Source organism: Lentzea sp. NPDC060358, assembly GCF_042725365.1.
Classification (GTDB): domain Bacteria; phylum Actinomycetota; class Actinomycetes; order Mycobacteriales; family Pseudonocardiaceae; genus Lentzea.
On record NZ_JBHXCW010000108.1, the window covers coordinates 1 to 24,701 of the forward strand.

Here is a 24,701-nt window from a genome sequence, read left to right on the forward strand (position 1 = left end):
GGCCCCCGGACGAGTCCTTCAGGCGCGGCGCAGGACCGTGAACCGGTCGATCACCAGCGACCCGGCGTCCAGCCGCAGCCCGAGCCCCGGCGCCCACCCCGCCACCACGGCGGGATCGACGGCGGCCGAGATCGGCGCCGACCGCAGCAGCGCCCACCGGTCGTCGTGCTCCTGCCAGCTGGTCAGCCGCCCGTCGCGCACCACCACGGCCAGCCGGTCGCCGGGCGCCCAGGTCAGCGTCGCGCAGCACCCGCCGGTCGCCTCGTCCCCGCGCCGGACGCCGCCCGCGGTCACGTCGACGCCGGAGGCTTTGCCCGCGTTGTTGAACCACGCCAGGGCGAAGTCCCGGTTCCCCGCTGTCTGGCCGAGGAACAGGCTGTCCTCCGGCGCGGAGCCCGCGAACGACCGGGGCTCGACGATCACGGCCGTCCCGCGGACGTCACCGGTGACCGGCGCGGCCAGCACCGACCCGGCCCGGCTCGCCGCGCTCGCCGTCAGGGCGCCTCCCGAGACGCGCAGCGCCGGTGGCGCCTCCCCGAAGGGCCCGTCCACCCGGTACGACCCGAGGCGGTCGGTGTCGAAGGTGTCGTCCCAGACCACGGCGCCGTAGTCGGCCGGGTCGAACACGCTCTGCGCCGACGCCACCGCCGCGCTCGCCCCGGTGCTGCCGGACGCCGTGGCCAGCACGCGCACCGGCGCCGAGTCGCCCAGGCGCAGGTCCGCCGGTGCCGTGACGCGCCAGCGCGTCACCAGCGACTGCCCGGGCAGCAACCGCGCCGCGGTGGCGGAGGTCAGCGCCACCGCGCTCCACCCGGCGGGCACGGCCAGCGCGGCGCGCACGTCGGCCAGCGACCTCGACGCCTTCACGGTCGTGGTGGTCTCCACGCCCGCACCGGCCCGCACGGGAACGGACTCCGGCACCGAGGCGGTCAGTCCCGGCACGGGGGCGCGCACCGACGAGAACGCGGTGATGCCGACCGCTCCCCCGTCCGCCCGGCGGGGTGAGATGCGGACCCGGTCGGCCGTCACGGGCGGCTGCACGAGGACGCGGTTCACCTGCCGGGCCGCGGGCGAGGCCGGAGACCGCTGCTGGCCGGGGAGGTCGCGCCACACGCCGTCCGTGCCGCGGTACTGCAGGTCGTACACCGACGGCACGCGCACGCCTCCGCCGTCGTCGTAGAACACCACCCGCAGGTCGGAGACGGGAGCGGGGGCACCGAGGTCGACCTCCAGCCAGTCCGCGGCGCCGGGGCTGGTCCACGTGGTCCAGCGGGTACCGGGCACGTCGAGGTGGAAGTCCTGGCCGTCGATCGCCTTGGCGGGCGGGTCGGCGCTGTAGCTGAACGACGCGCGGGCGGCCGGGTAGCCGGTGCGGGACACGTTCGCGAAGTCGTCGACGAGTTCCGGCAGCTCCCCCGTGGTGCGCGGGGCGACCGGCAGGCGCACGGAGCTCAGGCCCGCCTGCGAATGCTTGAGCTGGCCGTCGACGTACACGCGCAGACCGGCACCCTTGCCGTAACGGGAACCCGTGCGGTCCCACAGGACCGTGAGGTTGTGACCGTGGTACGGCACGTTCTCGGCGGCGAAGTAGTCCCACGTCGCCGGTGCCAGCGGGGCGATCTGCACCTCGTCACCGAGCTGCGGGCGGATGCCGATCAGGCCGGAGAGGACGTTGTCGTTGAACGTCGAGTGGTTGTAGTCCTCGCTGTGGCCCTGGCCATCGTAGATCCACCGGTCCTCGTCGGGGTGGTGGGCCTCGGCGACGTACGGGCGGCCGTTCTTGCGCTGGGTCAGGGCGTAGCCGCGCAGCACGGACAGGTAGTCGTTGCGGTTCACGTAGGACTGGGCCGGGTAGTCGATCAGCAGGTTGGCCAGCGCGGTCAGCGTCTGGCTCGTGGCGTACGGCCAGCTCGGGCCGTTCCACCGGCAGCAGCCGCTCAACGCGTCGCGCATGAAGTACGGACTGCGGCGCTCGGCGGTCGTGGGGCCGTAGGTGGCCGCGAAGCCCTGCGGGTCCTTCAGCTGGGCCCACGCCGCGCTGTTCGCATTGGGCGCCATGTGGAAGTACCACGGCACGAACCCGATCGACTCGCGGTCGTCGATCTTCGTCCGGTTCGGGTTGCCGTCCCGCATGACGTGCTTGTAGAACTTGCCGTTGGCGTCCCACAGCCACCGCTCCTGCGCGGTGCGCAGGGCGTCGGCGGCCTGGTCGTACTGGACGGCGCCCGCCGCGTCGCCGCGGGCCCGCAGCAGCTGGGCGATCGCGCGGGCGTCGCCGTACTGGTAGGCGTTCAGCGTCGGCCGGTAGCCGTCGCCGCCGTGGTAGGGGTCGGGGCTCTGGTACGAGCTGGCCGTGTACTCCATCGCGTCCCACACCGGCGTCTGCCAGTAGAGGCCGAGGTCGGCGTTGAACTGCGGCGACCAGCGCTGCCACTGGCGGACGAGCTCCGGCAGGCGGTCGGTGGCGAACCCGGACCGGCCGTCGACCGCGGCGCGGGCGGCCACGGCGTCGGCGGCCCAGAACGAGTACTGGTGCGCCCAGTCCGTGGTGTTCTCGTTCAGGAAGTCGGTGGCGGGCTTGGCGCCGGCACCGGATCCGCGCAGCCAGTAGTCGACGTAGTCGTCGAGGTAGCGGTGGTCGCGCAGCCACCGGCCCTCGTAGACGTGGTGGCCCGCCGCGGCGACGATGCCGCCGTTCGGCGCCGAGTAGCCGACGGGGCCGAGGAACTCCGAGACGATCCAGCCGTCCTTCGGTCCTGTGTACTTCAGCGCCTCTTTGTAGGTTCGCCAGCGGTAGTAGTAGGTGTCCCGGATCTCGCGGTCCGGCACGTCGACGAACGGGACGTTCGCCTCGTACCAGGCAGGCTCCGGCACGGTCCCGAGCAGGTCGGCGTGGTCGAGGACGGAGGTACCCGCGCCGACGGCGGGGTAGAGGTCGGGAGCTGCGGCGCGCTGCGCCACCGCCGGCGACGCGGACGAGACCGCCAACGCCGCCACCACGAGGATCGTCATTGACCTGCGCATGTCCTCATTGAAGGGGAGAGCGCTCTCATCACGCAAGACTCAACGCAGTCCGACATACCTCCACAGGATCACGAACATCACTCACCGACTCGGCCGCCCGCGCCGCCGCCGCGGCGAACCCGGGGTGACCCAGGACCCGCGTCACGGCGTCCCGCAGGCCCTCGACGGCCGGCGGCCGGACGACCACGCCGCTGCCCTGCCGCGCGACCCGGTTCGCCATCTCCCACTGGTCGCCGCCGCCCGGCACCACCACGACCGGCACGGCCGCGCGCAACGCCTTGACCAGCATCCCGTGGCCGCCGCCGCAGACGAGCACCGACGACTGGCGCAGCAGGTCGTCCTGCGCGCCGGGCCCCGACCGCGCCCACGGGGGCAGATCGGGCAGCGGCGCGAACGTCGACACGACGGCCCGCACTCCCCTGTCCCGCAGCGCTTCCAGCGCCATCCCGGCCATGCCCGCCGACCCGGTCCACGCGGTCGAGGGCGCGATCATCACCAGCGGCTGCGGGCCGGGCGGCGGCGTCAAGACCTCCCGGCTCGCCTCCCAGAGCAACGGCCCGACCACGTGCGCGTTCGACGGCCAGTCCGGGCGGGGCACCTCCAGCGCCGGCAGCGTCGCGATCAGCCGCGCCACCGGTCCGGGATCGTGCGCCGGCAGTCCGATCCGCCGGCGCACGACAGCTCTCTGCCGTTCTCCCTGCCGGATCGACCGGGCCGTCAGCGCGCGCAGCACCGCGTCGCGCAGCCGCCCCCGCACGCCGACGCCCGGTGCCAGGCCGCTGCCCATCGGGGGCAGCCCGCGCGACGGTTCGTAGAGCGGGTGCGGCGAGAGCTGGACCCACGGCACGCCGACGAGCTCGGCCGCCATCGCTCCGCCCAGCGCGAGCACGTCGCACACCACCAGGTCCGGTGCCGCCGAGCGCAACCTCGGCACGAGCGCCGACGCCAGTTCGGCGGCCTGGTCGTGCAGGGCACCGCCGAGGTCCTTGCAGTCCTTGAGATCCCTCAGCGCGAGACCGTCCACTCGCGACGCCGCGATCCCCTCCCCGGCGGCGGCGTCCACCCACCGTTCCCCGGTGAGCAGGAACGGCGAGTCGCCCGCCGCCGCGAACCTCAGGCACAGCGCGATCGCCGGGACGACGTGCCCGGGATCGCCGCCGGACACGACCGCGACCCGCACGTCAGACCTCGATCGACTCGATGGCCGCGAGCGCCAGCGGGGTCGCCGTCTCGACGTAGCGGGTGGCGAGGGCCCGGAAGAGCTGCTCGGCCTCGATCGCGGGCCAGTCGCGGGCCAGCAGCTCGGCCGGCAGGTGCGGGTCCTGTCGCACGAGGTCGAGCCAGTCGGCGTGCAGCAGCAGCTGGCGGGCCAGGTCGTCGGGCAGCGCGCCGTCCGGTTCGCGCCAGCGCACCAGGAAGTCCTGGTAGCGGGCCGCGATCGCGGCGGTGTCGAACGCGCGGGTGGCGAGGTCGGCGGCCTCGGTCGGCTTGGCGTGCTGGGCGGTGAAGACCGTGACGTTGCCGGTCAGCCCGAGGTCGGCGACCATCTCGGTCACGTCGCGGTTGCCCGGCGCGATCCACAAGCCGTTCTGCACGGGCCCGAACCCCGCCCACTGCAGCCGCGAGCGCAGGTCGTGCCGGTCGCCCCTGCGCCCCTCCGGCAGCGAGAAGCCGACGAGCGTCCACGTGCCGTCCCAGTCCCTGTTCACCGCGCCGCGCTGCCAGATGCGCCGGCCACCGTCCTCGAGGACGTCCTTCGCGCGCGGCGTCAGTCCGAAGTAGACCTTGCGGCCGTTGCGGTGCTTCGCGAGCAGGCCGCGCGAGGTCATCCTGCTCAGCGTCGAGCGCACGGCCTCCCCGGAGACGTCCACCCTGCCGAAGACGTCGATCAGGCTGCCCGAGTAGACCGCCACGTCCCGGCCCAGCACGTACAGGCCGAGGAAGTTGAGCATCAGGGACTGCGGTGTCACGGACCCACGATACATGTTGGGCAACATCTAGACGAGCGTCACGAAAGTGCCCATACTTTGGCCCACGACTCACCGGGGAGAGGGCTCGCCTGATGGAGCTGTCGGAGAAGGTCGCGATCGTCACCGGCGCCGGACGGGGGCTGGGACGGGCGTACGCGGAAGCGTTGGCGCGCAACGGCGCCAAGGTCGTCGTCAACGACGTGGACGAGAGCGCCGAGGAGGTCGCGGCGGGCATCGGCGGAGCGGCGGTGGTCGCTCCGGTCGGGACGGCCGCCACCGCGGACCGGCTCGTCGCCGCCGCGGTCGAGGAGTTCGGGCGGCTCGACGTGCTGGTCACCAACGCGGGCATCCTGCGCGACCGCGTGCTGTGGAAGATGAGCGACGACGAGTTCGACGCCGTGGTCGACGTGCACCTGCGCGGCACGTTCACCTGCGCGAGAGCGGCGGCGGTCCGGATGCGCGAGCAGGGCACCGGCGGCAGCCTCGTGCTGGTCTCGTCGCCCGCCGGGCAGCGCGGCAACTTCGGGCAGACCAACTACTCCGCGGCCAAGGCCGGCATCGCCGCGATGGCGCGGACCTGGGCGCTGGAGCTCGCGCGGTCCGACATCGCCGTCAACGCCGTCGTGCCGGTCGCCGCCACCGAGATGACCAAGACGATCCCGGTGTTCGCGCCGCTCATCGAGGAGTCCGAACGGACCGGTGAGCCGCTGCCGGGCTGGGTGCGCCGCGACGAGGGCCTCGGCACCGCCGAGGACGCCGCCGAGCTGATCGTCTTCCTCGCCTCGGACGCGGCGAAGGGCATCACCGGGCAGGCCATCGGCATCGGCGGCGACCGGCTCGCGCTGTGGGCGCACCCCGCCGAGAAGCAGGTCCTGTTCTCCGACGGCGGCTGGACGGCGGCGGGCATCGCCGAGCAGTGGGGCGGGTTCGAGCCCGAGACCTACGGCATCCCGGCCCCGGAGGCACCGTGACCCGGCAGAGCACCCCGGCGATGAACGTGGACGAGCTCGTCGCCATCGACGTCCACACCCACGCCGAGGTCTCCCGCGACGGCCACGGCTCGCTGAGCCCCGCGCTGATGGAGGCGTCCGCGAAGTACTTCAAGGCGGGCCACCGGCAACCGACGATCGCCGAGACCGCGGCGATCTACCGCGAGCGCAGGATGGCCGCGGTGATCTTCACCGTCGACGCCGAGCACGCCACCGGCCACCCGCGGATCTCCAACGAGGAGGTGGCCGCGTCCTGCGCCGAGCACGCCGACGTGCTGATCCCGTTCGCGAGCGTCGACCCGTGGAAGGGCCGCGCCGCGGTGCGGGAGGCGCGCCGGCTCGTCGAGGAGCACGGCGTGCGCGGGTTCAAGTTCCACCCGAGCCTGCAGGACTTCTCGCCGGACGACCGGATGGCGTACCCGCTCTACGAGGTGATCGAGGAACTGGGCGTGCCCGCGCTGTTCCACAGCGGGCAGACCGGCATCGGCGCCGGAGTGCCCGGAGGCGGCGGCATCCGGCTCAAGCACTCCAACCCCATGCTGGTCGACGACGTGGCGGTCGACTTCCCGCACCTGCGGATCGTGCTCGCGCACCCGTCGTTCCCCTGGCAGGACGAGGCGCTCGCGGTCGCCACGCACAAGCCGTTCGTCCACATCGACCTGTCGGGGTGGTCGCCGAAGTACTTCCCGCCGCAGCTCGTGCGCTATGCCAACACGGTGTTGCAGGACAAGGTCCTCTTCGGCTCGGACCACCCGGTGATCACGCCGGACCGCTGGCTCGCCGACTTCGCGAAGATCGACGTCAAGGACGAGGTGCGCCCCAAGATCCTCAAGCTCAACGCAGCGCGTCTGCTCGGACTCGTCAAGGAGGACGCATGACCACTTCCGTGCACGGACTCGAAGAGATCAGGGCGCTGACGGGCAGGGACCTCGGCCACACCGACTGGCTGGAGATCGACCAGGGCCGCGTCGACACGTTCGCCGCCGCCACCGACGACCACCAGTGGATCCACGTCGACCCGGAACGCGCCGCGGCCGGGCCCTTCGGCGGCACGATCGCGCACGGCTACCTCACGCTGGCGCTGCTCATCCCGCTGATGACCGAGCTGCTCGACGTCTCGGGGGTGCGGATGAGCATCAACTACGGCCTGGAGAAGGTCCGCTTCCCCGCTCCCGTGCCGGTCGGCGCCAAGATCCGCCTGCTGGGCCGGGTGGAGTCCGCCGACGACGTCGCGGGCGACGGCGTGCAGGTCACCATCGACTTCACGGTCGAGATCGAGGGTTCCGCGAAGCCCGCGTGCGTCGCACGGGGCATATACCGCCACTACGCGTGAGGTGAAGTCATGGCGACCACAACGCAGTTACGCCGTGCCGTCGCGTCCAGCTACCTCGGCAGCGTGATCGAGTACTACGACTTCCTGCTCTACGGCACCGCGGCCGCGCTGGTGTTCAACAAGGTCTTCTTCTCCTCGCTCGACCCGCTGGTCGGCACGATCGCGAGCTTCGGCACGTTCGCCACCGGCTACCTCGCCCGCCCGCTCGGCGGTGTCCTCTTCGGACACTACGGGGACCGGCTGGGGCGCAAGAAGATGCTCATCCTGTCCATGACCGTCATGGGTGTGGCGAGCTTCCTGATCGGCGTGCTGCCCACCTACGCCCAGGCGGGCTGGCTCGCCCCGGCCCTGCTCGTCCTGCTGCGCGTGCTGCAGGGCGTCGCGGTCGGCGGCGAGTGGGGCGGCGCGGTGCTGATGTCCGCCGAGCACGCCACGACGCGGCGCGGCCTGTGGGCGAGCTTCACCAACGCCGGCGCGCCGAGCGGCATGGTGCTGTCGAACCTCGTGCTCACCGCGACCACCGTGGTGGTGGGCAACGACGCACTGGTCCAGTGGGGCTGGCGCGTGCCGTTCCTGCTGAGCGTCGTGCTGCTCGGCGTCGGCCTGTTCGTGCGGCTGAAGGTCGACGAGACGCCGGTGTTCCGGTCGGCGCGGACACGGCCCCCGGCTCCGCTGGTGGACGTCCTGCGCCACCACCCGCGCTCGTTGCTGCTCGCCATCGGCGTCGGTCTCGCCGCGTTCGTCGTGCAGTCGACGCTCACGACGTACCTGCTCTCCTACGGCGTTCAGCAGGGCATCGAGCGGCAGAGCATCGTGACCGCGCTGACGGTGTCCTCCGCACTCGCGGTGGCCGGCATCCTCGGCTGGTCGGCGCTGTCGGACCGGGTGGGGCGCAGGCCGGTGGTCCTCGCCGGCGCCGTGCTCATGGCGGCCTACGCGTTCGTGTTGTTCCCCTTGGTGGACAACGGGTTCATCCTGGTCGCGCTCGTGCTCGGCCAGTCCGTGCTGCACCCGATGATGTACGGGCCGCTCGCCGCGCTCTACAGCGAGCTGTTCAGCACGGGCAGCCGCTACACCGGCGCCTCGCTCGGCTACCAGATCGCGGGGCTGGGCGCGGGGCTCGCGCCGCTGCTCTTCGCCCAGGTGCAGAAGTCCACCGGCGGCGTCGCCGCGATCCCGTTCGTCATCGCGGCGTTCTGCCTGCTCACCGTGGTGTGCACGGTGGTGCTGCACGAGACCAGCAGGACCAGCCTGACGGGAGACGGCGATGCGGAACGCGGGACTGGGCAGCTGGCCACACCGCCGGGCGCGCATGGCGCCGACGCGTGAGGCGTTCGTCCACGACGGGGTCACGACGACCTACGGCGAGCTGGCGGTCCGCACGACGCGGCTGGCGTGGCGGTTGCGGGAGCTCGGGGTGCGCGCCGGCGACCGCGTCGCGTACCTCGGCCCCAACCACCCGTCGTTCGCCGAGACGATGTTCGCCACCCACCAGCTGGGCGCGGTCTTCGTCCCGCTGAACTTCCGGCTCACCGCGGCGGAGGCCGGCTACCAGCTGGCGGACTGCGGCGCGCACGTGCTCGTCCACGCGCCGTCCTTCGCGCCGGACCACCCGAGGGCGGTCTCCCTCGACGGGTACGAGGAGTGGCTCTCGGGCGGGTCCGGCGAGGTGCTGGACGAGCCCGTGGACATCTCCGCGCCCGCGTTGATCCTCTACACCTCGGGCACCACGGGCAGGCCCAAGGGCGCGGTGCTCACCCACGCCAACCTGCTGTGGAACACGTTCAACCTGATGATCGGCATCGACCTCGCGGCAGACGACGTGGCGCTGGTCGCCGCCCCGCTCTTCCACGTGGCCGCACTGGCGCAGACGCTGCTGCCGACGTTCGTCAAGGGCGGGCTGAGCGTGCTCACCCCGCGCTGGGACGTCGACGCGTGCCTCGACCTGGTCGAGAAGCACCGCGTCACGCTGATGTTCGGCGTCTCCACGATGTTCGCCGACGTCGTGGCGTCACCGCGCTGGCCGTCCGCCGACCTGTCGTCGCTGCGCGTGCTGCTGTGCGGCGGGGCGGCGGTGCCGGACGCGCTGATCCGCGCCTACCAGGACCGCGGTCTCGTGTTCTGCCAGGGCTACGGGCTCACCGAGACCGCGCCCGGCGCCACGTTCCTGGAGGCGGCGGACAGCGTGGCGCGGGCCGGATCGGCCGGCACCCCGGTGTTCTTCGGCGACGTGCGGCTCTCCGACGTCGGCGAGATCGAGGTGCAGGGCCCGAACGTCACCCCCGGCTACTGGAACGCCCCGGAGGCCACGGCGGCGGCGTTCACGCCCGACGGCTGGTTCCGCACGGGCGACATCGGCCGGGTGGAGGACGGCCACCTGCGCGTGCTGGACCGGTTGAAGGACATGTTCATCTCGGGCGGGGAGAACGTGTACCCGGCGGAGGTGGAGAACGCGCTGGCCGCGCACCCGGACGTGGCCGAGGTAGCGGTGGTCGGGGTGCCCGACGACCGGTGGGGCGAGGTCGGGCGGGCGTTCGTGCGGCCCCGCGACGGCGCGGAGCCCGGCGGCGACGAGCTGCGCGCGTTCCTGGTGCCGCGGCTGGCGAAGTACAAGATCCCGCGGTACTTCGACGTGGTGACCTCGTTGCCCCGCACGGGGTCGGGGAAGGTCCTCAAGCCCGCGCTGCGCCGCCTGCCGCTGTGACCGCGTGGCGGGCGAGGACCGTCTCGACGGCCTCGTCCACCGCGTTCGCCATGGCCTGAGCCGTCGGTGCCCAGTCCACCAGCAGCATGCGGGGCCAGAACGCGAAGTCGGAGATCATGCCGAGGAACTGCGACGCCGTGAGGACGGGGTCGGGCACCACCACGGTGCCCGCCTCGTGCTCGGCGGCGAGGTAGTCGCGCACCGACTCGAAGAACGGCATCTTGCCGAGCCGGAACTGGGTGCGGCCGAGCTCGGGGAAGCGCGGCGCCTCCGCGATGACGATGCGGAACAGCGCGACCATGCCGGGCCGGGTCAGCAGCGCCACGTACCGGTGGCCCAGCGCCGCCAGCCCCTCGGCGGGCTTGCCCTCGGGCGGGGTGACGGCGCCGTCGCCGGCGCGCCAGTAGTCGGTGACGATCGCGTCGAACAGCTCGGCCTTCGTCGGGAACTGCTTGAACAGCGTCGCCTTCGACACCCCGGCGGCGTCGGCGATGCGCGCGAGCGACGTGCCGTCGTACCCGGACTCCAGGAACAGCGCCGTCGCCGCGTCGACGATCGCCGCCCGCTTCTGCCGGGCCAGCTGCTGGTGGTAGGTCGACACGACCCGAGTATGCCATGAGGTGAGTCACTTGACTCACCATCGGGCGATCTCTACGGTTCCGAGGTGAGTCACTCAACTCACCACTGGAGGACGAGATGGAACGCTTCGACGGCCGGACGGTGTTCGTCACCGGCGCGACGAGCGGGATGGGCGCGAGCCACGTGCGGGGCTTTCACGCCGAGGGCGCACGGGTCGTGATCGCCGCACGGGACCTGGAGGCGGCCTCGGCGTTCGCCGGCGAACTGGGCGAACGCGCGTTCGCCGTGCGGCTCGACGTCACGGACGAGGAGGCCTGGACCGCGGCCGCGTCGGCGGCGGAGGAGCGGTTCGGGCCGGTGTCGGTGCTGGTCAACAACGCGGGAGCGCAGCACGTGGCGGCGTTGATCGAGGACACGGCGCTGGAGGTGTGGGAGCGGGCGCTGGCGGTCAACCTGACCGGGCAGTTCCTCGGCATCAAGCACCTCGCGCCGTCGCTGCGCAGGGCGGGCGGCGGGTCGATCGTGACCATCGCCTCGACGATGGCCAACGTCGGATCGCCGTACTACGCGCCGTACGTGGCCGCCAAGTGGGCGTTGCGCGGGCTCACGAAGACCGCCGCGCTCGAGCTCGGCCGCGACGGGATCCGGGTGAACTCGGTGCACCCCGGCGTGATCTCCACCCCGCTGATCACCTCGCCGGTGGTGGCCGGGCAGCCGGCGATCGGCGACCTCTACTCCCCCGCGCCGTTCGCCGTGCCGCGCCTCGGCGAACCGGGCGAGGTCACCGCGCTGGTGCTGCACCTCGCCTCCGCGGAGTCGGCGTTCGCGACCGGGTCGGAGTTCGTGCTCGACGGCGGGCTGCTGCTCGGACCGGCACTAGCCGCCTAGGAAGCGGGCGACCGGCCCGAACGTGACGAGGCCCGTTCCCGCACCGGCCAGTTCGTGCCGGGCGGGCTCCAGCAGGGCACGGGCGCGGTCCAGGAGCACGTCGTCGCCCAGGCGTTCCGCCGCCATCGCCAGCAGGCACGCCCGCACCTCGCCGAGCAGGTCGGCCGGGCCCGGTGGCAGGGCGCGGGCGGCTTCCAGCGCCTCGGCGCGGGGCAGCGCCAGCGGTTCCACCCAGGCCCGCAGCGGCCCCCAGTCGTCGCCGAGGTCCACGTCGGACGGTCCGTGCAGGCTCAGCAGCGCCAGCGGGAGCAGCCCGCGTTCCATGCCCCACATGCCGGTGCCCTCGACGCGGGCCGCCGCCGCCCGGTACGCCTGTTCCGCTGCCACCGGGTCGCCGGAGGCGGCCAGTTTCAGCGCGGCGTAGCAGTCGGTGAACACGCCGACCAGCGGCAGGTCGTGCTCGGCCGCCAGGGCGTCGGCGGCGGCCGCGTGCCGGTCCGCGGCGGCGAAGTCGCCCAGGGCGGCGTTCGCCTGCACGAGGACCAGGTGGCCCAGGACCTCGTGCGTGACCAGGTGGTGGGTGGCGGCCAGCGCGACCAGCTCCGCGCCGATCGCGGCGCGCTCGGGTGCCAGGCCGGTGCGGTGGAAGGTGTGCAGGAAGCGGGCGTTGAGGGCGAACGCGAGCAGTGCCGGGTCGCCGAGGGCGCGGGCGATGGACTCGGCCTCCTCCGCCTCGCGCAGGCGGGTGCCGGTGCCGCGGTCCTCCATGGCGACGGTGGCGAGCAGGCGGGCGCGGGTGGCCGTGGGCTCGGGGAACGCCGGGAGGGCGCGTTCGGCGGCGGCGACGAGCTCGGCGGAGTGCACGGGGTCGTCGCTGGTGGTCCAGATGCCGGGGACGTCGAACGAGCCGACGACCTCGGCCACCACCGCCGGGTCCGCGGTGGCCCGCAGCGCGGCCGACCGGGCCTCGCGGGCCGCCGCCAGGTCGCCGCCGACCGCCAGCGCCCGCGCCAGGCCGGTCAGCAGGCCGGGCCGGACGTCGTCGGCGGCCTCGATGGCCGCGCGCCACAACCGGATCGCCTCGCGCGGCGACCGGGTGACCTCCGCCGCTCCCGCGAGCGCCCGGACCGCCGCCGGGCCGCGCGCACCGGCCAGGACGTGGTGGTGGGCGAGCAGGGAGACGTCCGCCGGCCGCAGCGACTCCAGGGCGTGCGCGGCGGCCGCGTGCCACCGCGCCCGCCGGGTCAGCGACACCTCCCCGTAGACCGTGTCGCGCACCAGGACGTGGGTGAACCTCGCGAGTCCCGGTGCCACCTCGGTCAGGAACCCGGCCTCCAGCACCAGGTCCAGCTCGTCGAGCACGTCCTCGCCCGCGACCAGGCCGAGCAGCTCCACCTCGACGTCGCGGCCCAGCACGGACGCCTGGTGCAGAACGGTCCTGGCCCGCGGCGGCAGGGCGGCGAGCCGGTGCCGGATCACCTCCCGCACCCCGGCCGGGACGCCGAGCGAGCCCTCCGCGGCGAACAGGCGGGCGAGCTCCTTCACGTAGAACGGGTTGCCGCCGCTGCGCTCGTGGATCGCCCGCACGTCCGCCTCGCCGGAGATGGACCGCACCAGCTCGCCGACCGCCTCCTCCCCCAGGCCGCTCAGCGGGACGCGGACGGGTTCCGCGCGGGCCAGCGCCTCCGACGGCACCGGCGCCCGCGTGGTCGCGACGACCAGCACCCGCCCGGACAGGCGGGCCCTGGTGAACGCCGCGAGCACGGCCAGGGTCTCGTCGTCGGCCTGGTGCAGGTCGTCGAGCACCACCAGCACCGGTGCCGCCGCCTCGACGGCGGCCACGACCGCGCGCCGCAGCCGGAAGCGGTCGTCCGCGGCCAGCGCCGTCCCCAGCGCCTCGGCCACCTGCTGCCACGGCCACGCCACCGGCGCGTCCTCGGGGCAGCGGGCCCACACCGCCGTCCAGCCCCGGCCGCGCAGCAGCCCGGCGAACTCCTCGGCCAGCGCCGTCTTGCCCACCCCCGCCTCGCCGCTGACCAGCGCGAGACCGAGTCCCGCCGCCGGCACGGCCGCGGTCAGCGCCGCCAGTTCGCCCGACCGCCCCACGAGCGCCGGGCGCACGGCCGGCAGCAGCCGGGGCGACTGGGCGAGGACGTCCGCCTCCAGCGCGCGCAGCTCCGGGCCGGGGTCGACGCCGAGGTTCTCGGCCAGGGCGTGCCGGGCCGACCGCACGGCCTGCAGCGCGTCGCCCTGCCGTCCCTCGCGGTACAGGGCCAGCGCGAGCAGGCTCCACGCCTTCTCCCGCCACGGGTGCGCGGTGAGGTGCGCCCGCAGGTCGGCCGCGACCTCGGCGGCCCGGCCCAGTGCCAGCAGGGCGTCGGCGCGGCGTTCGACCGCCACGAGCCGCAGCTCGTCCAGCCGGTCGATCTCGGCGCGCGCCCAGTGCTCGCCGGCGAACTCCTGGTAGGCGGGGCCGCGCCACAGCGCCAGCGCACCGTCCAGCACGGACAGGTCGCCGCCGAGCATCTCCTCGAACCGCCAGGCGTCCACGTCCTCGGCCAGCAGCGCGTAGCCGGTGCCCTCGGTGACCAGCAACCGCGACGGCGTCCGGGGTGGGCGGTCCGGCTCGAGGGCCTTGCGCAGCGCGCCGACGAACGTCTGGACGGCGCCGAGCGCACCGTCCGATGGCTCCTCCCACAGGTCGTCGACCAGCGTCCGCGCCGGCACGACGCGGCGGCGGGCCACCAGCAGGCGAGCGAGGACGGCGCGGTGCTTCGGGCCGCCGAGACGGGCGGATCCCGCGGTCAGCGGGCCCAGCACGCCGAACATCACCACGCGCCGACTCCGCTGCTGATCGGTTGCTGATCGGCGGGCGGCACGGTGGTCCCGTGAACCACACCGCATTCGACCACCAGCGCGTCCAGGTCGACGAGGGCGTCGAGCTCCACGTCGCCACCACGGGTTCGGGCAGCCCCGTCGTGCTGCTGCACGGCTTCCCGCAGACCCACCTGATGTGGCGGCACGTCGCCGCCGACCTGGCCGCCGACCACACCGTGATCATGCCCGACCTGCGCGGCTACGGCGACAGCGACAAGCCCGCCGACACCGGCCTCACCTACGCCAAGCGCACGATGGGCGCCGACGTCGTCGCCGTGGCGAAGGCGCTCGGGCACGACCGGTTCGCGCTCGCGGGCCACGACCGGGGCGCGCTCGTCGCGTTCCGCACCGGACTCGACCACCCCGGCCACGTCACGCACCTCGCGTCGCTCGACGTGCTGCCGACCCTCGACATGTGGGACGTGATGCGCGGGACCTCCGCCGTCGTCGGGTTCCACCTGTTCCTGATGGCGCAGCCGCCCGGCCTCGCGGAGGAGCTGATCGGCGCACGGCCGGACGCGTTCTTCGGGCACTTCGTCGACCTCTGGAGCACCGAGCCGTTCCCCGCGGACGTGCGCGCCGAGTACCTGCGGGCCAGCCGCGAGGCCGTCACCTCGATCGTCGCGGACTACCGGGCCTCGGCCACGGTCGACGTCGAGCACGACACCGCCGACGCGCAGGCGCGGCTGCGGATGCCCGTCACCGTGCTGCAGCAGGACTGGGGCGCGGCGCTCGGGTTCGACGCGGAGGCGCTGTGGCGGCGCTGGGCGCCCGACCTCGACCACCGGACCGTCTCGTGCGGGCACTTCATGGCCGAGGAGGCGCCGGACGTCGTCGCCGGGGCGATCCGCGACCTGCTCGAGCGCTGATCCCGGCCACCGCTCAGGCTCCGCCGCCGCCGTCGTGGAAGCCGGCGTGGTCGAGCCCCACCAGGGTCATGACCACGTCGGCCGCCGTGGCGACCGGGGCGACCAGCCGCAGCTCGGTGCCGTTGTCGCGGTGCCTGGCCACGAGCCGGTGCAGCACGGCCACCCCGGCGCTGGCCAGCCGCGTCACGGCGCCGAGGTCGACGGTGAGCGACCGGGTCCCGGAGCACCCCGCGGCGGTCAGGGCGCGTTCGAACCCGCGCGCGGTCAGCGCGTCCACGGCACCGGCCACGCTCAGGTGCGCACCGGGGGCCTGCTCGACCCGCAACGGCTGGTGCGGCGGGGCGGGGGTGGCGCGCCCGGACGCGAGGCCGTCCGCCGTCAGCACCCGGACGGGTCTGCCGACCCGGTGGCGCACAACCGACGTCATCCCGCCGCCGTCGTGCTCGACGCGGAAGTGGTCGACCATGTGCGCGGTGATCTCCAGGCCGAGACCGCGGCCGGGGGACGGCACGGGCTCGCGCCAGTGCCCGCCGTCGGACACCCGCACCTCGACCTCTCCGCACCCGGTCAGCTCGCCCGTGACGACGAACTCGGCGGCCGAGCCGGGGTAAGCGTGCTCGACGGCGTTGGTGGCGAGCTCCACCACGGCGTGCCGCAGCGCGTCGGCGTCCTGTGCGCCGACCCGCAGGCAGCCGAGCCAGTCGGCGAGGTGGTCGCACACCGGCGGCAGCGCCTCCGGTGCCGCCGCGTACGTGCGGCGGTGACCGGGAGGCGCCGGCACGAGCTGCGCGGCGAGCAGGCTGATGTCGTCGGTGTGGCCGGTCGTACCGGTGAGCAGCTCGACGGCCCGCGTGCAGAGCCGGTCGGCCACCGGGAGGTCGTCGCGCCCCGCCCGGTCCGCTACGACGTCGGACGCGACCTGCAGCAGCTCGACGGTCGCCTCGGCGAACGTGCGCCGCGGGCGTTCCAGGACGCCGTCGGTGTAGAGCAGGACCACGTCTCCGGTCGCCAGCCTGGTCCGGTGGAGGGTGCGCGTCCGGGCGGTGCCCACCCCGAACGGCGGGTCACCGCCGCCGGTCAGGAATCGCGCGCCCTCCGCTGCGACGACCAGCGGCGGCGGATGTCCCGCGGACGCGTGCTCGACCGCACCGGTGCCGAGGTCGAGCACCGCGACGCACGCGGTGGCCGCCGGCGCGCCGGGGATGCGGCGCGACGCGGCGTCGGCGGAGCGGAGGGCCTCCCGCGCGTCACCGGTGGCCGCGAGCCGTTCGGACAGGACGGCGCGCAGCCGCCCCATGGCCGCCGAGGCGGCCATCCCGTGCCCGACGACGTCTCCCACGACCAGGCCGAGACCACCGCCCGGCACCAGCACCGCGTCGAACCAGTCACCTCCCGCCGCGGTGTTGGTCCCCGCCGGCAGGTAGCTCGCCGCGACCTGCGCCTTCGGCAGCAACGGCACACTTGGTGGCAGCATCTCCCGCTGCAGCGCGTCGACCACTCTGCACGCCTCCCCGGTGTGCGCACGGCGAACCCGCGCGGTCAGCTGCGGGGACCGTCACCGACCGAGGCCTCCACCCGCGCGGCCCGGCGGCGGCGCGGGGGTTCCGGCGGGGCGAGCAGCCGCTGGTAGAGCCGTTCCACGCCCACGGCGACGTCCGGCCAGGTGTGCCGGGCGCGCACCCGGTCGTCGGCCGCGATCCCGCAGGAGGTCCGCAGCGTGGCGTCGTCGAGCACCATGCGCAGCGTCCGCACCAGCTGCTTGAGGTCGCGCGGCGGCACCAGCACCCCCGTCACGCCGTCGACCACGGCGTCGGTGAGCCCGCCGACCTCGGTGGCGACCACCGGCACCCCGCAGGCCATGGCCTCGAGCGGCAGGGCGTCCCACGACGACCGCGCCGGCACGCAGGCCACGACGTCCGCGGAGCGCAGCAGTGCGGGCAGGTCCTCGCGCGCGACCGGGCCGAGCAGGCGCACCCGGTCCTCGACCTCGAGCTTGCGGGCCCAGCGGCTCAGCCGGCCCGTGTCGCTCGCGTTCGGTCCCGCGACCACGAGCTCGGCGTCGAGCAGGTGCGGGAGCACGGCGACGAGGTCGCCGACCCCGTTGTCCTCCACCGGGTCGACGACCGTGACGATGCGGCGCAGCCCGCTCCGCTCGGCGTTCTCGCCGAGCGGCCGGAAGAGGTCGTCGTCGACCCCCCCCGCGACGAGCTGGATGCGCGACCGCGGCACCCCCGCGGCGGCGAGGTCGAGCACCTCGTCCTGGCCGGAGGCGAGCACGAGCGCCGCCTCCCTGCCGACCAGCCGCTCGACGTCGGGGCGCCGGCCGAAGCCGTGGAACGACTGCACGACCGGCACGCCGTACGGCTGCGCGGCGAGCAGTGCGGCCAGTCCCGACCGCCAGAAGTGCGCGTGCACGAGGTCCGGCAGCGCGCCGGCCCACTCGCCGCGGAGCTCGTCGACGAAGTCGCCGAGGTAGAGCTCGTCGTCGTCCACCCGGCTGCGGTGGTGGACCCGCACGGCGTGCCCGCGCGCCCTCAGCGCGGCGGCCAGGTCGCGGACGTGGGCGTCGCGCCAGCCGGGTACGTCGTCGGCGGAGACCATGGAGATTTTCAGATGCCCGGAAATGGGTAGCACGGCAGCGGCTCCGTCCACGATTGATTCGTGCCGAAGGGCTGCTCGCTGAACCCACTGCCTCCGAACGTAGCCCACCCCGGCGGCCGGTGCCGAACGGGCCCCGGTGATCAGGCGATTCCGCGCACCATCAGCTCCAGGGCGAAGTCGAACCGCTCGTGCGCTCCCCCCGAGTTGAGGTCCTCGGCGTGCGCGACCGTGTGCGGGAACCTGCTCGCGGGCAGCATCCGCAGCCGCGCGAGCACCTCCTCCCGGTCGACGCCGCCGGCCCGCAGCGAGGCCTCGAACGTGTACGCGCTGACGTACAGCAGCGCGGCGTCGACCGTCCACGCGGCCACCCGCGGCGCGACGCCGCCGGCCAGGAGGATCGCGAGCAGCCCCTCGGTGAGGCGGAGCGTGTCGAGGTTCGTAGGCGGAGCGGACAGCGCCGCCCGCGAGATGCCCGGGTAGCGCAGGAACTCGTCGCGCAGCTGCCGGAGGACGCCGAGGACCTGCTCGCGCCACCGCGCGGGGTCGGGCGCGGGCAGCACCACGTTCCTGCTCAGCGCGCCGATGAGCAGGTCGTCGAGCTCGGCCTTGTTGCGCACGTGGGCGTAGAGCGACGCGGGACCCGTGCCGAGCGCGGCGGCGACGCGGCGCATGGTCAGCGCGTCGAACCCCTCGGTCTCGACCATCCGCAACGCCGTGGTGACGATGCGGCCGACCGTGATGGGCTCCTTCCGGGGCTGCTGCGGCTGGTCCAGGGCCGCGATCCGGTCCGCCCACTCCTCGCGCGACGCTTCGCGCCCGGTGCTCATGCCCCCAGCCTACCAGTTGACACGAACACCGTTCGTCCGTAGAACAGTGTTCGTGTCAACCTCACCCCGTTCGCTGCGGGAGGCGTGGGTCGCCCTCGCCGGACTGTCCGCCGTGTTCCTGTTCGAGATGCTCGACAACTCGATCCTCACCGTCGCGCTGCCCACCATCGGCCGCGACCTCGCCGCCTCGACGACCGCGCTGCAGTGGGTCTCGAACTCCTACGCCGTCGTGTTCGGCGGCCTGATGCTCGTGTTCGGCGCCGTGGCCGACCGCGTCGGACGCCGCCGCGTGATGCTCGCCGGCCTGGTCCTGCTCGGCCTCGCCTCGCTCGCCACCGCGTTCGTCACGTCCGTGGCCGCGCTCATCGCCGTGCGCTCGGTGATGGGCGTCGCCGCCGCGATGACGACACCGGGCTCGATCGCGCTGGCGTTCCGGCTGTTCTCCGGCGACGACCTGCGCGTCCGCGCGATGACCCTCATCTCCACCGTGGGCCTGGTCGGTCTCGCGGTCGGCCCGCCGCTGGGCGGCTTCGTGCTGACCGTCGCACCGTGGCAGGCGCTGCTGCTGGTCAACGTGCCGATCGCGGTGTTCGCCCTGATCGGGATCGGCCGCGGGATCGCGCCCGACACGGAGTTGCACCGCTCCCCCGCCGACGTCCTCGGCGGAGTCCTCGGCACCCTGGCGATCGTGCTCGCGCTGCTCGTTCCGACGTTCTTCGTCGAGAACGGCGCCCGGTCGTGGCTCCCCTGGGCCGCAACGGTCGCGGCCGTTCTGGCGTCGGTGCTCTCCGTGGTTCGCGCGCGCACGGCTCGTCATCCGCTGCTCGACCTCGCCCTGGTCGCCCGCCCGCTGGTCTCCAGCGGCCTCGCGCACAAGGCCGCGACCGGCCTGGCCGCCGCCGGGCTCACCTACCTCGTGACGCTGCAGCTGCAGCTCGACTGGGGCTGGTCGCCGGCGCTGGCCGCCGCCGGGATGCTGCCGCAGGTCGTGGTCCTGATCGCGAGCGGGCCGGTGGTCACCCGGTTCGTCCGGCAGGCAGGGCTCGACCGCGCCGTGGTGCTGGGTTCGGTCAGCGTGGTCTTCGGCCTCGCGGTCTACGCACTGCTCGGACGCCTCGGGTACCCACCGGTCGCGCTGGCGCTGGCGCTGGTGGCGATCGGCATCCGGGTGGTCGGCGCCGTCGCGGGCGTCAACGTCCTCAAAGGACTGCCGCAGGACCGCACGTCGATCGGCGCCGCACTCGTCGACACCGCGTCCCAGGTCACCTCGGCGGCCGGGGTCGCGATCAGCGGCACCGTGCTGGCGTGGCTGTTCGCCGGGTCGATCGCGCAGCCCGGCTGGAGTGCGACGCAGACCGCGCAGTTCGAGCAGGCGGTGACGATCGGCAGCCTGCTGCTGACGGCGATGGCGGCCGGCCTGGCCGGGTGGGCGTGGCTGCGCGTGCGCGGTGTGTCAGCTGACGCGCTCGTCCACGGTCCATGACCGCGTGGCCGACCGGTCGAGGAACCGCTCCTCGTCCTCCGCGACGCCCGAGCCCTCCGCCAGCACGGCGGTCAGCCACGCCCGCCGCGCCGCCCGGTCCTCGAACTTCAGCTGGGTCATGCAGTCGTACTCCGACGGGTGGCCGGCCATGTCGGCTTCCGGCAGGTAGTGCCGCGCGTAGTGGACGATCATGGGCGCGACGCCGAGGACGAGCGGGACGTGGCGGTTCTCGTAGTGGTCGACGAACTCCTCGCGGGTGAGGCCTTCCTTCGCCTTCAGCAGCACCACGACGGTGATCATGCCGCACGCACCAGGAGCTCCACGACCTCCGGCAGCTCGGCCCGCAGCGCCGCGACGGTCTCCGCGTCCCCCGCCAGGTGGTGCAGCAGCGCCCGTTGGAACACCCCGTCGAGCGTCACGTAGACCAGGCCCGAAGACGCCGCGACCGTGCCGCCGCGCAGTTCCGCGTACCGGCTGACCACCCGCCACACCATGGCTTCCCGGTGGCTGTCGATCTCCAGCACGTCGGCGCGGAACGAGGAGTCGAACAGGCTCTGGTTGCGCAGGTCGTACCAGAGGCGGTGCAGCGCCGCGTCCTCGGCGAGGGTGCCGAAGAACATCGCCACGAACTCGTCGCGCAGCTGCACCGCCGACGCCGCCGAGGCCACCACCTCGTCGTACCGCGTCACGCAGACGACCTCGTACTGGCGGACGGCCTCGGTGATCAGGTCGCGCTTGTCGGCGAAGTAGTAGTGCAGGACGCCGTGCGAGAACTCGGAGTTCTGCGCGATCTCCCGCAGGCTCGTGCGGGCGTAGCCCAGCTCGGCGAGCGTGTGCAGGGTCGCCACGGCCAGTTCGGTCCGCCGGGCGTCGAACTTGTCGACCTGCCGGCGGGCGATCCGGTGCTGCTTGCTCTCAGCGACGTCAGTCACGGAACGCATCCTATCGCCCACTGAGACAACCCTTGAACACTCGTCCAATAAATCTTGGACAGTCGTCAAGGATTTCCTTGACGACTGTCAAGTTTCGGCTAGCGTGTGAGCCATCTCACCGAGGAGGCTCAATGACGAGTTATCAGCTGAGCGGACGGAAAGCGCTGGTCACCGGCGGTGCTCGCGGGCTGGGCGCGGGCATGGCCGAGGCTCTGGCCGCGGCCGGCGCGGCAGTCCTGATCGGCGACGTCCTGGAAGAGGAAGGCAAGCAGACCGCCCAGGCTCTGCGCGATTCCGGCGCGACGGCCGAGTTCGTGCCGTTGGACGTGACCGACGACGAGAGCTGGGCCTCGGCGGTGAGCACGGCCGTTGACGCGATCGGCGGGCTCGACGTCCTGGTCAACAACGCCGGCATCGAGATCACCAGCCTGATCACCGAGCTCGACCCCGCCGACGTGCGCAAGATGCTCGACGTCAACGTCCTCGGCACCGCGCTGGGCCTCAAGCACGGTCTGCGCGCGATGCGTCCCGGCGGCGCGGCGGGTGGCGGCGGCTCGATCATCAGCGTCGCCTCGGTCGCGGCGACCATCGCCTTCCCCGGCATCAGCGTCTACTCGGCGACGAAGTCCGCCATCGACCGGCTCACCAGGGTCGCGGCCGCCGAGTCCGGCAAGCTCGGCTACGGCGTGCGGGTCAACTGCATCTACCCCGGCCTCACCCCGACCGCGATGGGCAACCAGCTCGCCGTCGACTGCGCGCAGCTCGGCCTGTTCCCGTCCGTCGAGGCCGCCGTCGGCGCCGTCGTCGAACTGACGCCGCTCGGGCGGCTCGGGCAGGTCGACGACATGGCCGACGCCGTGGTGTTCCTCGCCTCCGACGCGTCCAAGTTCATCACCGGGGCGGGCCTCCCGGTCGACGGCGGAATGGGGATGTGACATGCCCACCGACAAGCCTGTCGTCGTCTACGGCGCCTCCGGCTACACCGGCCGGCTGATCTGCGAGTACCTGCGCGAGTACGGCATCCCGTTCCTCGCCGCCGGCCGCGACGGCCGGCGGGTCAAGGAGGCCGTCGCCGCGGTGCCCGGCATCGACACCGTCGACCACGAGATCGCCGAGGTCGAGCACACCGAGGCCGCGCTGACGGAGGCGTTCACCGGCACCAAGGTCGTGCTGAACACCGTCGGCCCGTTCTCCCGCTACGGCCACGAGGCCGTGCGAGCAAGCCTCAACGTCGGCGCGCACTACACCGACACCAACGGCGAGCAGGACTGGATGATCGACGCCGACGCGCAGTACGGCGCCGACTTCGCGAAGCAGAACCTTCTGCTGTCGCCCGGCATCGCGCAGATGTACACGGTCGGCGAGATCGCCGCGCAGATCTGCCTGGAGCAGCCCGGGCTGGACACCCTGGACATCGGGGTGTTCTGGAAGGGCTATCCCACAGTCGCTTCGACGAACACGATCCTCACCAACGCGGCGTTCGCGAAGGCGTACTACCTGGAGCAGAACCAGTACGTGGAATGGCCGCCGGACGCGGGCCTCTACGAGCTCGTCGTGCCCGGTCAGCACGAGCTCGGCCTCGCGCTGCCGTGGGGCGGCACGGCGCACCCCGTGTGGTTCAAGCGGGATCCGCGCGTCGCGTCGGTGCGGGCGCTCGGCGGGGTGTTCAACCGGCCGCTGATGCTCGGCGTGCCGCAGATCGTGGAGGCCGCGCTCGCGCAGATGGAGGGCAAGTCGGACGCGGAGAAGTACGAGATCGTCGACGCGTTCTCCGCCCAGGTGCGCAGCGAGATGCCACCGCGGGAGAACCCGCGGATCAACATCTCGCTCGACTCCGTGCACGCCTCCGGCCCGCTCGGCCGCGCGTCCTGCGTGATCCACGGCAACTGCAACTACAAGCAGACCGCGTTGCTGAACGTGCACGCCGCCGTGCACCTGTTGCAGGACGCGCCGCGCCGCGTCGGGTTCGCCTCCGGGTGCCAGGCGTTCGGGCACCGGGAGCTGCTGGGCGCGCTGCGGTCGTTCGGCCTCGTGCTCGACCCGATCGTCGAAGTGCACCGCTGATGAGGCTGTCCGACTACCTGGACAAGGGCGCGTCGCTCGGCGGCGACGCGCCCTGCCTCACGATCGGCGGGGTCTCGCAGACCTACGCGCAGGTGCAGCGGCGGTCGCGGGAGATCGCGGGAGCGTTGCAGGACAGCGGGATCGCGGTCGGCGACCGGGTCGCGGTGCTGTCCGCCAACGACCCGCTGGCGCTCACGTGCGTGTTCGGCATCTCGCGGGCCGGCGGGGTGTGGTGCCCGGTGAACCCCCGCAACGAGGCGGCGGAGAACCGGGAGCTGCTCGCCCTCTTCGGCTGCCGGTGCCTGTTCTTCCAGGAGAGGTTCGCGCCGCTGGTCGACCGCATCCGCGGCGACCTGCCCGCGCTGACGACGCTGGTGTGCCTCGACGGCGAGGTGGAGTGGGCGGTGCCGTTCGCGGACTGGCTCGCGCAGCACGCGCGGGAACCAGACCCGGTGAGCGTGCCCGACGACGACCTCTGCATGCTCGCGGGCACCGGCGGCACCACCGGCCGGCCCAAGGGCGTGCGGCTCACCGGCCACAACATGGAGACCGCGACCGCGCTGACGCTGATGAGCTACCCGTTCGGCGTGCGGCCGCGCTACCTCGCGCTCGCCCCGCTGACGCACTCGGCGGGCGTGCTCACGTTCCCGATCATGGCCCTGGGCGGCGAGACGGTGATCATGCCGGCGCCCGACCTCGGCGAGTTCCTGCGGCTGGTCGAGCACCACCGGATCACGCACGCGTTCCTGCCGCCGACGGTGATCTACGGGCTGCTCGACCACCCGGCGCTCGACGCGACGGACCTGACGTCGTTGCGGTGCCTCTGGTACGGCGCCGCGCCGATGTCGCCGGTGCGGCTCACCGAGGCGCTGCACCGGATCGGGCCGGTGCTGGGCCAGCTGTTCGGGCAGACCGAGGCGCCGAACATGATCGCCACCCTCTCCCCCGCCGACCACTTCCTGCCCGACGGCTCGATCGCCACGGCCCGGTTGTCCTCGGCGGGCAGGCCGACCCCGCTGACGCAGGTGGCGATCATGGCTCCGGACGGGGCTTTGCTGCCACCGGGTGAGCGCGGCGAGATCGTGGTGCGCGGGCCGTTGGTGATGGCGGGCTACCACGAGAACCCGGCGGCGACGGCCGAGGTGAGCGCGCACGGCTGGCACCACACGGGCGACATCGGCTACCTCGACGACGAGAATTTCCTGTTCATCGTGGACCGCGCGAAGGACATGATCATCACGGGCGGGTTCAACGTGTACTCGGCGGAGGTCGAGCAGGCGTTGAAGGCGCATCCGGCGGTCCAGGACTGCGCGGTGGTGGGGCTGCCCGACGACAAGTGGGGCGAACGCGTCACGGCGGTCGCGCAGCTGCGGGCAGGGGGGAGCACGGACCCGGCGGCGCTGATCGCGTTCGTGAAGGACCGGCTGGGTGGGGTGAAGGCGCCGAAGCAGGTCGAGATCTGGCCCGACCTGCCGCGGTCCACAGTGGGCAAGGTGCTCAAAGCCGAGATCCGGCAACGCCTCTCCCGGCCCTGAGCAGAGGGCCGGCCGCCTCCCTGGAC

General features: G+C 73.4%; 21 protein-coding genes. 11 read left to right on the forward strand and 10 right to left on the reverse strand.

The window, feature by feature from the left end; genetic code table 11:
• Positions 1-18: 18 nt before the first annotated feature.
• Genes ACFWGZ_RS22525 through ACFWGZ_RS22535 form a run of 3 tightly spaced genes read right to left on the reverse strand, consistent with a single transcriptional unit; the run spans position 19 to position 4,994 of the window.
• A complete protein-coding gene (locus ACFWGZ_RS22525) occupies positions 19-3,024 on the reverse strand; it encodes a discoidin domain-containing protein (protein ID WP_382453520.1) in 3,006 nt (1,001 codons plus the stop codon).
• Between the two features lie 28 nt (positions 3,025-3,052).
• On the reverse strand, positions 3,053-4,204 hold the full coding sequence (locus ACFWGZ_RS22530) for a glycosyltransferase (protein WP_382453521.1): 1,152 nt from the start codon (positions 4,202-4,204) through the stop codon (positions 3,053-3,055).
• A gap of 1 nt (position 4,205) precedes the next feature.
• Positions 4,206-4,994: a PaaX family transcriptional regulator C-terminal domain-containing protein gene (locus ACFWGZ_RS22535; RefSeq protein ID WP_382453522.1), complete on the reverse strand. Its 789-nt coding sequence runs from the start codon at positions 4,992-4,994 to the stop codon at positions 4,206-4,208.
• A gap of 92 nt (positions 4,995-5,086) precedes the next feature.
• Between ACFWGZ_RS22535 and ACFWGZ_RS22540 the strand changes: the two genes are divergently transcribed.
• Genes ACFWGZ_RS22540 through ACFWGZ_RS22560 form a run of 5 tightly spaced genes read left to right on the forward strand, consistent with a single transcriptional unit; the run spans position 5,087 to position 10,020 of the window.
• Positions 5,087-5,965 carry an SDR family NAD(P)-dependent oxidoreductase gene (locus ACFWGZ_RS22540; protein WP_382453523.1) on the forward strand — a complete coding sequence of 293 codons (879 nt, stop codon included), beginning with the start codon at positions 5,087-5,089 and terminating at the stop codon, positions 5,963-5,965.
• A 20-nt stretch (positions 5,966-5,985) separates the two neighbouring features.
• Positions 5,986-6,861, forward strand: a complete 876-nt coding sequence (locus ACFWGZ_RS22545; RefSeq protein WP_382453539.1) for an amidohydrolase family protein — start codon at positions 5,986-5,988, stop codon at positions 6,859-6,861.
• Positions 6,858-7,316: a MaoC family dehydratase gene (locus ACFWGZ_RS22550; protein ID WP_382453524.1), complete on the forward strand. Its 459-nt coding sequence runs from the start codon at positions 6,858-6,860 to the stop codon at positions 7,314-7,316. The genes ACFWGZ_RS22545 and ACFWGZ_RS22550 overlap by 4 nt, the downstream gene beginning before the upstream one ends.
• A 9-nt stretch (positions 7,317-7,325) precedes the next feature.
• Positions 7,326-8,645 (forward strand): MFS transporter, encoded by a 1,320-nt coding sequence (locus ACFWGZ_RS22555; protein ID WP_382453525.1) that lies wholly within the window; start codon positions 7,326-7,328, stop codon positions 8,643-8,645.
• Positions 8,584-10,020, forward strand: a complete 1,437-nt coding sequence (locus ACFWGZ_RS22560) for a long-chain fatty acid--CoA ligase (RefSeq protein WP_382453526.1) — start codon at positions 8,584-8,586, stop codon at positions 10,018-10,020. Before ACFWGZ_RS22555 ends, ACFWGZ_RS22560 begins: the two co-directional genes overlap by 62 nt.
• Here the strand turns inward: ACFWGZ_RS22560 and ACFWGZ_RS22565 are convergent.
• A complete protein-coding gene (locus ACFWGZ_RS22565; RefSeq protein WP_382453527.1) occupies positions 9,989-10,621 on the reverse strand; it encodes a TetR/AcrR family transcriptional regulator in 633 nt (210 codons plus the stop codon). The two genes, ACFWGZ_RS22560 and ACFWGZ_RS22565, sit on opposite strands and share 32 nt — an antisense overlap.
• A 95-nt stretch (positions 10,622-10,716) precedes the next feature.
• Here ACFWGZ_RS22565 and ACFWGZ_RS22570 point away from each other — a divergent pair, with 95 nt between their 5' ends.
• Complete coding sequence (locus ACFWGZ_RS22570; protein ID WP_382453528.1) at positions 10,717-11,487, forward strand: SDR family NAD(P)-dependent oxidoreductase; 771 nt, start codon at positions 10,717-10,719, stop codon at positions 11,485-11,487.
• On the opposite strand, the gene ACFWGZ_RS22575 is transcribed toward ACFWGZ_RS22570, so the two are convergent.
• A complete protein-coding gene (locus ACFWGZ_RS22575; protein ID WP_382453540.1) occupies positions 11,476-14,316 on the reverse strand; it encodes a BTAD domain-containing putative transcriptional regulator in 2,841 nt (946 codons plus the stop codon). The genes ACFWGZ_RS22570 and ACFWGZ_RS22575 overlap by 12 nt on opposite strands.
• Before the next feature lie 59 nt (positions 14,317-14,375).
• Between ACFWGZ_RS22575 and ACFWGZ_RS22580 the strand changes: the two genes are divergently transcribed.
• Entirely contained in the window at positions 14,376-15,233 is an 858-nt protein-coding gene (locus ACFWGZ_RS22580) for an alpha/beta fold hydrolase (RefSeq protein WP_382453529.1), read from the forward strand.
• Between the two features lie 13 nt (positions 15,234-15,246).
• Here the strand turns inward: ACFWGZ_RS22580 and ACFWGZ_RS22585 are convergent, their stop codons facing one another.
• From ACFWGZ_RS22585 to ACFWGZ_RS22595, 3 genes are all read right to left on the reverse strand, one after another.
• The gene (locus tag ACFWGZ_RS22585; protein WP_382453530.1) at positions 15,247-16,731 is read right to left on the reverse strand and encodes a SpoIIE family protein phosphatase; all 1,485 of its coding nucleotides are present in this window, start codon (positions 16,729-16,731) and stop codon (positions 15,247-15,249) included.
• Between the two features lie 41 nt (positions 16,732-16,772).
• Positions 16,773-17,834 (reverse strand): glycosyltransferase, encoded by a 1,062-nt coding sequence (locus ACFWGZ_RS22590; protein ID WP_382453531.1) that lies wholly within the window; start codon positions 17,832-17,834, stop codon positions 16,773-16,775.
• Positions 17,835-17,974: 140 nt separating this feature from the next.
• Positions 17,975-18,661, reverse strand: coding sequence for a TetR/AcrR family transcriptional regulator (locus ACFWGZ_RS22595; protein ID WP_382453532.1), 687 nt, complete (start codon positions 18,659-18,661; stop codon positions 17,975-17,977).
• Positions 18,662-18,707: 46 nt separating this feature from the next.
• Between ACFWGZ_RS22595 and ACFWGZ_RS22600 the strand changes: the two genes are divergently transcribed.
• Positions 18,708-20,144 carry an MFS transporter gene (locus tag ACFWGZ_RS22600; RefSeq protein WP_382453533.1) on the forward strand — a complete coding sequence of 479 codons (1,437 nt, stop codon included), beginning with the start codon at positions 18,708-18,710 and terminating at the stop codon, positions 20,142-20,144.
• Here the strand turns inward: ACFWGZ_RS22600 and ACFWGZ_RS22605 are convergent.
• Complete coding sequence (locus ACFWGZ_RS22605; protein WP_382453534.1) at positions 20,115-20,444, reverse strand: EthD domain-containing protein; 330 nt, start codon at positions 20,442-20,444, stop codon at positions 20,115-20,117. The two genes, ACFWGZ_RS22600 and ACFWGZ_RS22605, sit on opposite strands and share 30 nt — an antisense overlap.
• The gene (locus ACFWGZ_RS22610) at positions 20,441-21,085 is read right to left on the reverse strand and encodes a TetR/AcrR family transcriptional regulator (protein ID WP_382453535.1); all 645 of its coding nucleotides are present in this window, start codon (positions 21,083-21,085) and stop codon (positions 20,441-20,443) included. Before ACFWGZ_RS22610 ends, ACFWGZ_RS22605 begins: the two co-directional genes overlap by 4 nt.
• Before the next feature lie 122 nt (positions 21,086-21,207).
• Between ACFWGZ_RS22610 and ACFWGZ_RS22615 the strand changes: the two genes are divergently transcribed.
• Genes ACFWGZ_RS22615 through ACFWGZ_RS22625 form a run of 3 tightly spaced genes read left to right on the forward strand, consistent with a single transcriptional unit; the run spans position 21,208 to position 24,675 of the window.
• On the forward strand, positions 21,208-22,011 hold the full coding sequence (locus ACFWGZ_RS22615) for an SDR family NAD(P)-dependent oxidoreductase (RefSeq protein ID WP_382453536.1): 804 nt from the start codon (positions 21,208-21,210) through the stop codon (positions 22,009-22,011).
• 1 nt (position 22,012) lies between these two features.
• Positions 22,013-23,140: a DUF5938 domain-containing protein gene (locus ACFWGZ_RS22620; protein ID WP_382453537.1), complete on the forward strand. Its 1,128-nt coding sequence runs from the start codon at positions 22,013-22,015 to the stop codon at positions 23,138-23,140.
• Positions 23,140-24,675 carry a long-chain fatty acid--CoA ligase gene (locus ACFWGZ_RS22625; protein ID WP_382453538.1) on the forward strand — a complete coding sequence of 512 codons (1,536 nt, stop codon included), beginning with the start codon at positions 23,140-23,142 and terminating at the stop codon, positions 24,673-24,675. The genes ACFWGZ_RS22620 and ACFWGZ_RS22625 overlap by 1 nt, the downstream gene beginning before the upstream one ends.
• Positions 24,676-24,701: the final 26 nt, after the last annotated feature.

Excerpts from the sequence above, each read along its gene's own strand:
- ACFWGZ_RS22540 (WP_382453523.1), top strand. The coding sequence starts at position 5,087 with ATGGAGCTGTCGGAGAAGGTCGCGATCGTCACCGGCGCCGGACGGGGG.
- ACFWGZ_RS22575 (WP_382453540.1), bottom strand. The coding sequence starts at position 14,316 with ATGTTCGGCGTGCTGGGCCCGCTGACCGCGGGATCCGCCCGTCTCGGC.
- ACFWGZ_RS22590 (WP_382453531.1), bottom strand. The coding sequence starts at position 17,834 with ATGGTCTCCGCCGACGACGTACCCGGCTGGCGCGACGCCCACGTCCGC.
- ACFWGZ_RS22545 (WP_382453539.1), top strand. The coding sequence starts at position 5,986 with ATGAACGTGGACGAGCTCGTCGCCATCGACGTCCACACCCACGCCGAG.
- ACFWGZ_RS22570 (WP_382453528.1), top strand. The coding sequence starts at position 10,717 with ATGGAACGCTTCGACGGCCGGACGGTGTTCGTCACCGGCGCGACGAGC.
- ACFWGZ_RS22595 (WP_382453532.1), bottom strand. The coding sequence starts at position 18,661 with ATGAGCACCGGGCGCGAAGCGTCGCGCGAGGAGTGGGCGGACCGGATC.
- ACFWGZ_RS22525 (WP_382453520.1), bottom strand. The coding sequence starts at position 3,024 with ATGCGCAGGTCAATGACGATCCTCGTGGTGGCGGCGTTGGCGGTCTCG.
- ACFWGZ_RS22605 (WP_382453534.1), bottom strand. The coding sequence starts at position 20,444 with ATGATCACCGTCGTGGTGCTGCTGAAGGCGAAGGAAGGCCTCACCCGC.
- ACFWGZ_RS22550 (WP_382453524.1), top strand. The coding sequence starts at position 6,858 with ATGACCACTTCCGTGCACGGACTCGAAGAGATCAGGGCGCTGACGGGC.
- ACFWGZ_RS22560 (WP_382453526.1), top strand. The coding sequence starts at position 8,584 with ATGCGGAACGCGGGACTGGGCAGCTGGCCACACCGCCGGGCGCGCATG.
- ACFWGZ_RS22625 (WP_382453538.1), top strand. The coding sequence starts at position 23,140 with ATGAGGCTGTCCGACTACCTGGACAAGGGCGCGTCGCTCGGCGGCGAC.
- ACFWGZ_RS22615 (WP_382453536.1), top strand. The coding sequence starts at position 21,208 with ATGACGAGTTATCAGCTGAGCGGACGGAAAGCGCTGGTCACCGGCGGT.
- ACFWGZ_RS22620 (WP_382453537.1), top strand. The coding sequence starts at position 22,013 with ATGCCCACCGACAAGCCTGTCGTCGTCTACGGCGCCTCCGGCTACACC.
- ACFWGZ_RS22610 (WP_382453535.1), bottom strand. The coding sequence starts at position 21,085 with ATGCGTTCCGTGACTGACGTCGCTGAGAGCAAGCAGCACCGGATCGCC.
- ACFWGZ_RS22555 (WP_382453525.1), top strand. The coding sequence starts at position 7,326 with ATGGCGACCACAACGCAGTTACGCCGTGCCGTCGCGTCCAGCTACCTC.